Origin of the sequence: Chitinophaga sp., assembly GCF_035564935.1 — a bacterium.
In the GTDB taxonomy this organism is placed as follows: Bacteria; Bacteroidota; Bacteroidia; order Chitinophagales; family Chitinophagaceae; genus Chitinophaga.
Map to the genome: position 1 here is coordinate 1 of NZ_DATMTE010001090.1, position 7712 is coordinate 7712.

At 49.5% G+C, this 7712-nt stretch carries 8 protein-coding genes; 3 read left to right on the forward strand and 5 right to left on the reverse strand.

The features are described from left to right. Positions 1-76: 76 nt before the first annotated feature. Positions 77-1288, reverse strand: coding sequence for an MFS transporter (locus tag VN105_RS28095; protein ID WP_325646525.1), 1212 nt, complete (start codon positions 1286-1288; stop codon positions 77-79). A 142-nt stretch (positions 1289-1430) separates the two neighbouring features. On the opposite strand from VN105_RS28095, the gene VN105_RS28100 reads away from it, so the two are divergent. The 3 genes from VN105_RS28100 (at position 1431) to VN105_RS28110 (ending at position 5250) form a co-directional block, all read left to right on the forward strand. Next, positions 1431-2318 (forward strand): hypothetical protein, encoded by an 888-nt coding sequence (locus VN105_RS28100; RefSeq protein ID WP_325646526.1) that lies wholly within the window; start codon positions 1431-1433, stop codon positions 2316-2318. 171 nt (positions 2319-2489) lie between these two features. Continuing rightward, positions 2490-3959 carry a DUF5723 family protein gene (locus VN105_RS28105; protein WP_325646527.1) on the forward strand — a complete coding sequence of 490 codons (1470 nt, stop codon included), beginning with the start codon at positions 2490-2492 and terminating at the stop codon, positions 3957-3959. A gap of 1 nt (position 3960) precedes the next feature. Further along, entirely contained in the window at positions 3961-5250 is a 1290-nt protein-coding gene (locus VN105_RS28110; RefSeq protein WP_325646530.1) for a folylpolyglutamate synthase/dihydrofolate synthase family protein, read from the forward strand. Here VN105_RS28110 and VN105_RS28115 read toward each other — a convergent pair whose 3' ends face one another. The 4 genes from VN105_RS28115 to VN105_RS28130 form a co-directional block, all read right to left on the reverse strand. Further along, positions 5251-5808 carry an NUDIX hydrolase gene (locus VN105_RS28115; protein ID WP_325646532.1) on the reverse strand — a complete coding sequence of 186 codons (558 nt, stop codon included), beginning with the start codon at positions 5806-5808 and terminating at the stop codon, positions 5251-5253. Positions 5809-5820: 12 nt separating this feature from the next. Then, a complete protein-coding gene (locus VN105_RS28120; protein WP_325646534.1) occupies positions 5821-6348 on the reverse strand; it encodes a YfiT family bacillithiol transferase in 528 nt (175 codons plus the stop codon). A gap of 3 nt (positions 6349-6351) precedes the next feature. After that, positions 6352-7116, reverse strand: coding sequence for an ABC transporter ATP-binding protein (locus VN105_RS28125; protein ID WP_325646536.1), 765 nt, complete (start codon positions 7114-7116; stop codon positions 6352-6354). A 71-nt stretch (positions 7117-7187) separates the two neighbouring features. Next, the coding region (locus VN105_RS28130) for a CAP domain-containing protein (RefSeq protein ID WP_325646538.1) at positions 7188-7712 on the reverse strand (525 nt) is incomplete at its 5' end.

Here is a 7712-nt window from a genome sequence, read left to right on the forward strand (position 1 = left end):
GTTACACCGTTTATGTGCAGATAAGACACAAAATATTTGAATGCAAAATCTTACTGTAGATATTAAGGCTGACCGGCTACTTATTACCAGTCAGCCTTTTCTGCAACCACAAAAACCCGCCTCCCGACAACACACACCCCAGCGCCGTAATTCCCCACCACGGCTTAAACCCAAGATGTTGCACCACGAAAGCCCCGGTAGTAGGCGACACAATATTGGCCAGGGAATATGAAATAGTATAAAGCGCGGCATACTGGCCCCGGTTATGGTCCCGGCTCCTGCCGATCCAGAAACTGTTCATAAAAGGCAGGCAGAACATCTCCCCGAAGGTGATCACTACCATAAACACCACTGCCAGCGCCCATACCGGCGGCAGGAAGCAAAGTAACATATATGAAAAACAAACCATCATAGCGCCCCGGGCCACGAAAGCCAGGTTTGGCATCTTCCCGTCGAGGCGGTATACCATCACCATTTCTACCAGCGCAATCAGTATCCCGTTCACCGACATATTGAGCCCGATGGCCCATTCCTCCAGGTGCATTACTTCCTTGAAATACAGGGGTACAATGCTGGAAAACTGGAACAGGCAAATCGCATTCACCGTAGCAAACAGCAGGAACCACAGGTAAATATGATCCCTCCATACTTTATCTTCAGCTTTTACAGCAGTTTTAACCGCCTTGGGCGGCGCTGGTACCGGCGGCAGGAAAATCCGCATCAGGATGGCGGCCAGCATACAGGTGAATCCATCCACCCAGAAAAGCAGCTGATAGCTGAAGCTGGCCAGGATCCCGCCAATAGCAGGGCCTACCGACCAGCCCAGGTTCACCGCCAGCCGGTTCAGGGCATAAGACCGCGTCCGGTTTTCCGGGGCACTGTAGGCGGCAATGGCAATGCTGTTGGCCGGCCGGAAGGCATCGCCCACAGAACTCATCACAAATACGCAGATACATATTTGCTCAAAGGTGCGCATCTGACCCAATAAAATGAATAATAATCCGTTAGAGAAAAGACTCCAGAACTGTACCTGGTAGAAACCGATCTTATCAGACAGCCATCCGCCCAAAAGGGCGCCAACAATCGCCCCGGTACCAAAACAGGCCATTACCAGGCCGGCCTGGGCAATGCTGAAGTGAAGATGTTGGGTAAGATATACGGTCATAAAAGGAATGACCATCGTGCCGCTCCTGTTGATCAGCAATACAAGCGACAACCACCAGGTAGCGGGAGACAGACCAGTATAGGCGTTTTGATAAAGACGGATCGTTTGCCGGGCAAGGTTCATAAAATCGGTGAAAAATATTTTCCTGTAATCGGATTAACAGCACAGTTTTTGCAAAGATCCGTAATTCATCTTTTGATGAGTCATTATTTTTTCTGGATCAAAACATTAACTTTGGTCTAAACACGCGCTCAACAAGGTTATCATGGAGGAAAAAAATGGTAAGAAAAATATACAGGCATTAGGGATCACTATCGGCGTACATGCATTGCTGTTAGTGGCGCTGGTATTTACCGGTTTTTCCGCTCCTCCCCCCCTGCCAGACCAGGATCTGGGCATGGAAGTGAATCTCGGTACTTCCGACGATGGCATGGGTGATGAACAACCTTTGAACCCCAATCCACCCAGTGCGGCGGCTCCGGAGCCCGCAGCGGCAGAGAGCCCGGCAGCTACAGCGCCTGCCAACGCCGAACCCCAGCAGGATATTGCTACCCAGGATGAGGAAGACGCACCGGAAATAAAAAAACCGGAAAAACCGGTAGAGAAGCCAAAAGAAATTCCAAAGAAATTAGAACCAAAACCGGTTAAACCAACAAAGAAACCTGCAGAAACGCCACCTGCGCCCAAACCTCCAACACCAAAGCCTAAAGCCGTATTTTCTGGCGGCACCGGCAACAGCGCCAATAGCGGCAACAGTGCCAATGGCTCTAACAATGCCACAGGAGAGGGCAACACCGGCAAACCCGGCGACAGGGGCCAGTTGGGAGGCAACCCTAACGGCGGTGGATATACGGGCGGTGGCCTCGGCGGCGGACGCTCCGATTTCCACCTGAACGGAAGAAGCCTCATTGGCCGGCCACAGGTTACTTACGACGGCACTGAAACAGGCTACGTAGCCATCAATATAAAAGTAGATCAAAAAGGGAATGTGACATCTGCCACTTTTAGCATGAAAGGATCTACCATCAGTAACCCCCGCCTGATAGAGATAGCCAAAAAGGCTGCCTCCAGCGGACAACTGAAATACAATGCTAACCCCGACGCACCTGAAGAACAGTTTGGGGTAATACGCTTCTTTTTCAAAGCAGAATAATATATACGGATTTAAAAGAAGCTGTTTGTTTTACCGGGCCAGGAACTGACCCGGAACAATAAAGCTTCATCTATAAGTCTGACCGTTCCTACATCTCTACCTATGACTGAAACAACAGACAAGAGCAAACTTTTTGTGTCATTTCGAGGAACCTATTTTTTATCGCCAACGATGATTGTAAAACTTAACCGTATCTTTTCCGGCACTGCAATATTGCTTGTGCTGATGCAGGCCGCTGTGGCACAAACCTTCCCGGGTTACAATAACAGTAACTATGCGGGTATTTACGGCGTATTCTCCAACCCGGCCAGCGCCGCCGGATATCGCTATAAATGGGATGTAAATATTATTGGTGCCGATGTAAATGCAGGTAATACTTATGTGAGCGTACCAAAATCCCTGTTGTTCAACAGGCCTGATTCGTTTGTCCGGAACCGGGACTATTTTCTGGATGAAGGCGCCAACAGGAAACAAATGGGCTGGGAAATGGCGGAAATTGCATTACCCTCCGTATTATACGCGATCGATGAAAAGCAATCCGTTTCCTTTGTATGGCGCATGCGCAGCAGCAGCAGCGGCGGTAACATCACCACCCCCATCGCCAATTTCTTTGGGGTTGATTTTCCCAACCCAGGCTACATCAACACTAACCTGAGCGTTCCAAGGGCAGGCGTTTCTTCCCATATATGGCATGAACTGGGCTTCAGCTATGCACGCACTATCAAAGAAACCTATAGCGGCCGCTGGAAAGCCGGCATTACGCTGAAACTGCTAAGCGGTGTGGCAGCGGGCTATGCTGCCGTAAAAAACGTGGACTTCCGCCTGAACTCCTCCCGCGACGCCACTATCACCAGCGGTACTTTACACTACGGCTATAATAAGGAATTGGACGACTGGCAGTCGCCCGCACAAAAGAACCTTCACCTGTTCCAGAATAACGGCATCGGCGCAGATATAGGCGTGATCTATGAATACCGGCCCGACAACGGCGGCTTTGGCGCCTACGAAGGCACCGACGCCGATGATTACAAATTCCGTATAGGCGCTTCCGTTACCGACATCGGCAGAATAAAATATAACAGGTCGCCGGTAAACACGAACCTCAGCCTGGTGAAAGACAATGTAGATCCAAAAGCCATCCAGTACCGCGATAAAGAAAGCCTGCAGCAATATGCCCGCCGGCTCAATAACTACTTCACGCCACTGGGCGCCGACTCTACTTTCAATATGATGCTCCCCACCGCCCTGAACCTGATGGGTGATTATAACATCGACAGCCGCTTCTTCATCAGCGCACATGCCGTCATCGCACTAACAGCGGGCAACAGGGACCTTTCCAAAACATATGCGTTAACACAATTCAATATTACGCCACGGTATGAAACCTACCTTTTCGGGGCCTACATGCCATTCACCATTAACCGCAACGGCCAGGCCGATGTGGGCGCCGGTATCCGTATAGGCCCGCTCCTGATCGGCTCCAGCACAATTTTTACCAACCTCTTTCAAAGACATATTGATCGTGCAAATGCTTTCGTAGCTTTGCGCTTAAATTCAAGCATGTTAGAACGGGGCAACGGTGGCGGCTTATTTAAAAAACGTAACAACCAGTTGGATTGCCCGGTAGTTAATAATTACTGATATGGCCTCTTACAAAGAAACGCTGGATTATCTCTATGCACAGCTACCCATGTTTACCAGGGTAGGCGCCAGCGCGTTTAAAACAGATCTGCATAATACCATTGCATTACTGGATCAGCTGAACCAACCGCACAAACACTTTAAAACCATACATGTAGCCGGCACTAACGGTAAAGGTTCTTCCAGCCATATGCTGGCAGCCATTTTCCAGCAGGCCGGTTATAAAACCGGGTTATATACGTCGCCCCACCTGCTCGACTTCAGGGAGCGTATCCGCATCAACGGGCAAATGGTGCCGGAAGATTTTGTAGTGGACTTTACAGAAAGGATGCGTACACATATCGCCAACATCGAGCCTTCTTTTTTTGAACTCACCGTAGCCATGGCATTCAGCTACTTCCAGCAGGAAGCAGTGGATATTGCCATCGTGGAAGTGGGCCTTGGCGGCAGGTTAGACAGTACCAATGTGATTACTCCTGAACTATCGCTGATCACCAATATCAGCTATGATCATAAAAATATCCTTGGAGATACCCTCCCGCAAATTGCCGCTGAAAAAGCCGGGATCATCAAAGCCGGTGTACCGGTTGTGATCAGTGAAACACAATCGGAAGTGCAGGACGTGTTTATCAATACTGCCAATACAACAGGCGCTCCTATCCACTTTGCCGACCAGGAATGGCTGGAAGCTTCCGGCGCCATCGAAAGCAACCAGTTCACTATAACGTTACTGGATACACGACAACAACAGATGCACCGTTTGCAACTGGATCTGAACGGGCAGTACCAGGAAAAAAATGTGATGGGCGTATTATCTGCCGTGAAAATATTACAGCAAAACGGATGGCATATTACCTGGGATCATGTCACCCACGCGCTATCCCATGTAAAAAAACTAACGGGCCTCCGCGGCCGCTGGGACATTATTCAGCGCCACCCGCTCACGGTACTGGATGTAGGGCATAATGAAGCCGGTATCCGTGAAGTGATGCAGCAACTGGGCCATGTTAATTACCAGCAGCTGCATATCGTAACAGGATTTGTGAAAGATAAAGAAGTAGAGAAAGTACTGCCCCTGTTCCCTCCCACTGCACATTATTATTTCTGTAAAGCACAGATCCCCCGTGCGATGGATGAAGTGGCGCTGGCGGAAATGGCGGCCCTGAGCGGGTTACAGGGACATGCTTATCCTTCCGTGCAGGCGGCATTGCAGGCAGCAAGGCAACATGCCCAACCAGACGATATGATCCTTGTTTGCGGCAGCTTCTTTATTGTAGCGGAGGTGATGTAATTATTTCATCGTCATTTTACCGAGATACAGCAACGCATAGAAGATGCAGGTGGTATGCAGGCTGTGTACTATTTTGTTGTCCAGTAACAGTTGCTGTAATTCTTCCAGGGGCATGATCACTACTTCAATTTCTTCGTTATGATCCAGCTGTTGCTCCTGTACCTTTACACCGCCCGTGGCCAGGAACATATGCGTATAATTGTTGCTGGAGGCTGTATTGGGAGCAATGGTGCCAAGCGATACCCATTCCTTGAACGCATAACCGGTTTCTTCCAGCATTTCGCGTTTCATGGCAAATAAGGGATCAGGGTCTGTAGGATCCATAGTACCGCCGGGGATTTCAAGCAATGTTCTGCCTACTCCCTGCCGGAACTGCCGGATCATGATCACCTGCCCGTCTTCCCGGAGAGCTACCCCATTTACCCAGTTGTTATATTCCAGTACATAATAAGGCGCTACAATTTTGCCTGTGGGAGTTTCGCAGGTATCTATGCGTGCTGTAAGCCATGCGTCTTTAAAAAGATATTCCGATGAAAGTAATTTCCAATCCATATTCATAATAACAATGCTTTACCAATCCATTCGTTCTTTCAGGCGCAGGATATGCTCCAGGTGATGTTTACCATGCCAGGAATAATTGGCGACATGGGTTTTCAGGTTATGCCGGGTGCCATTGGCAGGATGTATAAAAGTGCGTTCCCATTCGCTCTCCTGCAAATGCTCCATCAGGCTTACCCAGCGCTGATGCAACGCATGTAACAGGGTAATGGATACATTAACAGGCGTCAACTGCACGTCCGGCAGTTCTGCCCACAGGTGTTCCTCGTAAGGCTTTATCACCGGCTGATCTTCCGTGAGGGCGAGCTTCATACGGGTATACCCGTTCAGGTGGCTGTCGGCCAGGTGGTGTACCACCTGCGCTACCGTCCATCCTTCGGGGCGGTAAGGCGTTTGCAGCTGAAATTCGTCCAGGCTTTGCACTGCAATCTCCACCAGCTGGGGCAGGTAACGGATATCGTTAATAAAACCACGCAACATTTCCGGGGTGTAACCCGGTAATGCTTCAAAGCGGCCGATAGGATATTTAAGTGATTCCATGATTTATTCTTCGCGTAAGTCTTTCCCCGTCAGGTGAATAAACACATCTTCCAGGTTTGCTTTCTTCACTTCTTTCTTTCTTTCAAAGCCTGAAGAAACCAGTTTGTCGATCAGTGCATCCGGTGAGTCGATGGCAATGATAAGGCCACTGTCTACAATCGCGCAGCGGTCGCACAGGAACTCTGCTTCATCCATATAATGCGTGGTGATCACCACGGTAGTGCCCTGGCGGCGTACCTCCTGGATAAGATCCCACAAGTTGCGGCGTGCCTGGGGGTCCAGGCCGGTGGTAGGTTCGTCCAGGAATATGATCTGTGGTTTATTAATGAGGGTAGTGGCAATGGAAAACCGTTGTTTCTGCCCGCCGGAAAGCTCCTTGAACTTTGCTTTGGCCTTATCTTCCAGGTTAAACATCGCCAGGAGCTTCATGGGCTCCACCGGCTGATTATATAAGCCGCCAAACATTTCGATAAGTTCTGTAAGATTCAGCCCGGGGTAATAACCGGAGCTTTGGAGCTGTACGCCGATGATCTTCTTGATATCATTGGGATCTTTGTCGAGGTCATAACCTCCTACCATCACTTTGCCGGATGTTTTCTCCCGGAGGGTTTCAATAATTTCCAGGGTGGTGGATTTGCCGGCGCCATTAGGCCCCAGCAGGCCAAAGATCTCTCCCTCGAACACTTCAAAGCTGATTCCTTTTACCGCGGTAAACTCCCCGTATTTCTTCACCAGGTTACTTACCTCAATGATCTTTTTCTTTTCCATGGGGCCAAATTACAGAAAGAATGCGAAAAAAAGGAAGGGGACAGCTTGCTGCTGCCCCCTATCTTTCTAAATTACTGTTTGATAAACACCTGTGTAAAGAAGGTGATCCTCCCTTTATCCGCGGTGCCGATACCAATGAGCGTATAATCGCCCAGCATATTTTTCCTGTGTCCGGGGCTTTTGATCCAGCCGTTTACTACGGCTTGCGCATCAAGGGTGCCATAAGCCACATTTTCAGCGGCGCTGGCTACGCGGCCCATTTTTTTGGACACGTTGGCTACCCGTTCTTCAAAACCTTCATGGCCAAACCCGGTGCTGCCGTTAGCCATATCCTTGCTGTGGCGGCGGGCCTGCTGGCTGATGGTAGCATCCAGCACTAAAGGTTTTAAACCTTTGGAAGCGCGGAACTTATTGGTGTAATAAAGGATCTGTTCATCCATGCCGGCGCCTGCATTACTGCTGTCTGCCGCACGGGTGGCGCGTGAACACGCACTTACCTGGATAACGGCCAGCAAGGCTACTAATAATGCAATGATCCGCTGGTTCTTCAAAATCAACATAGCAATTAAATGGTTAATAATTAAAAATGAGTAACG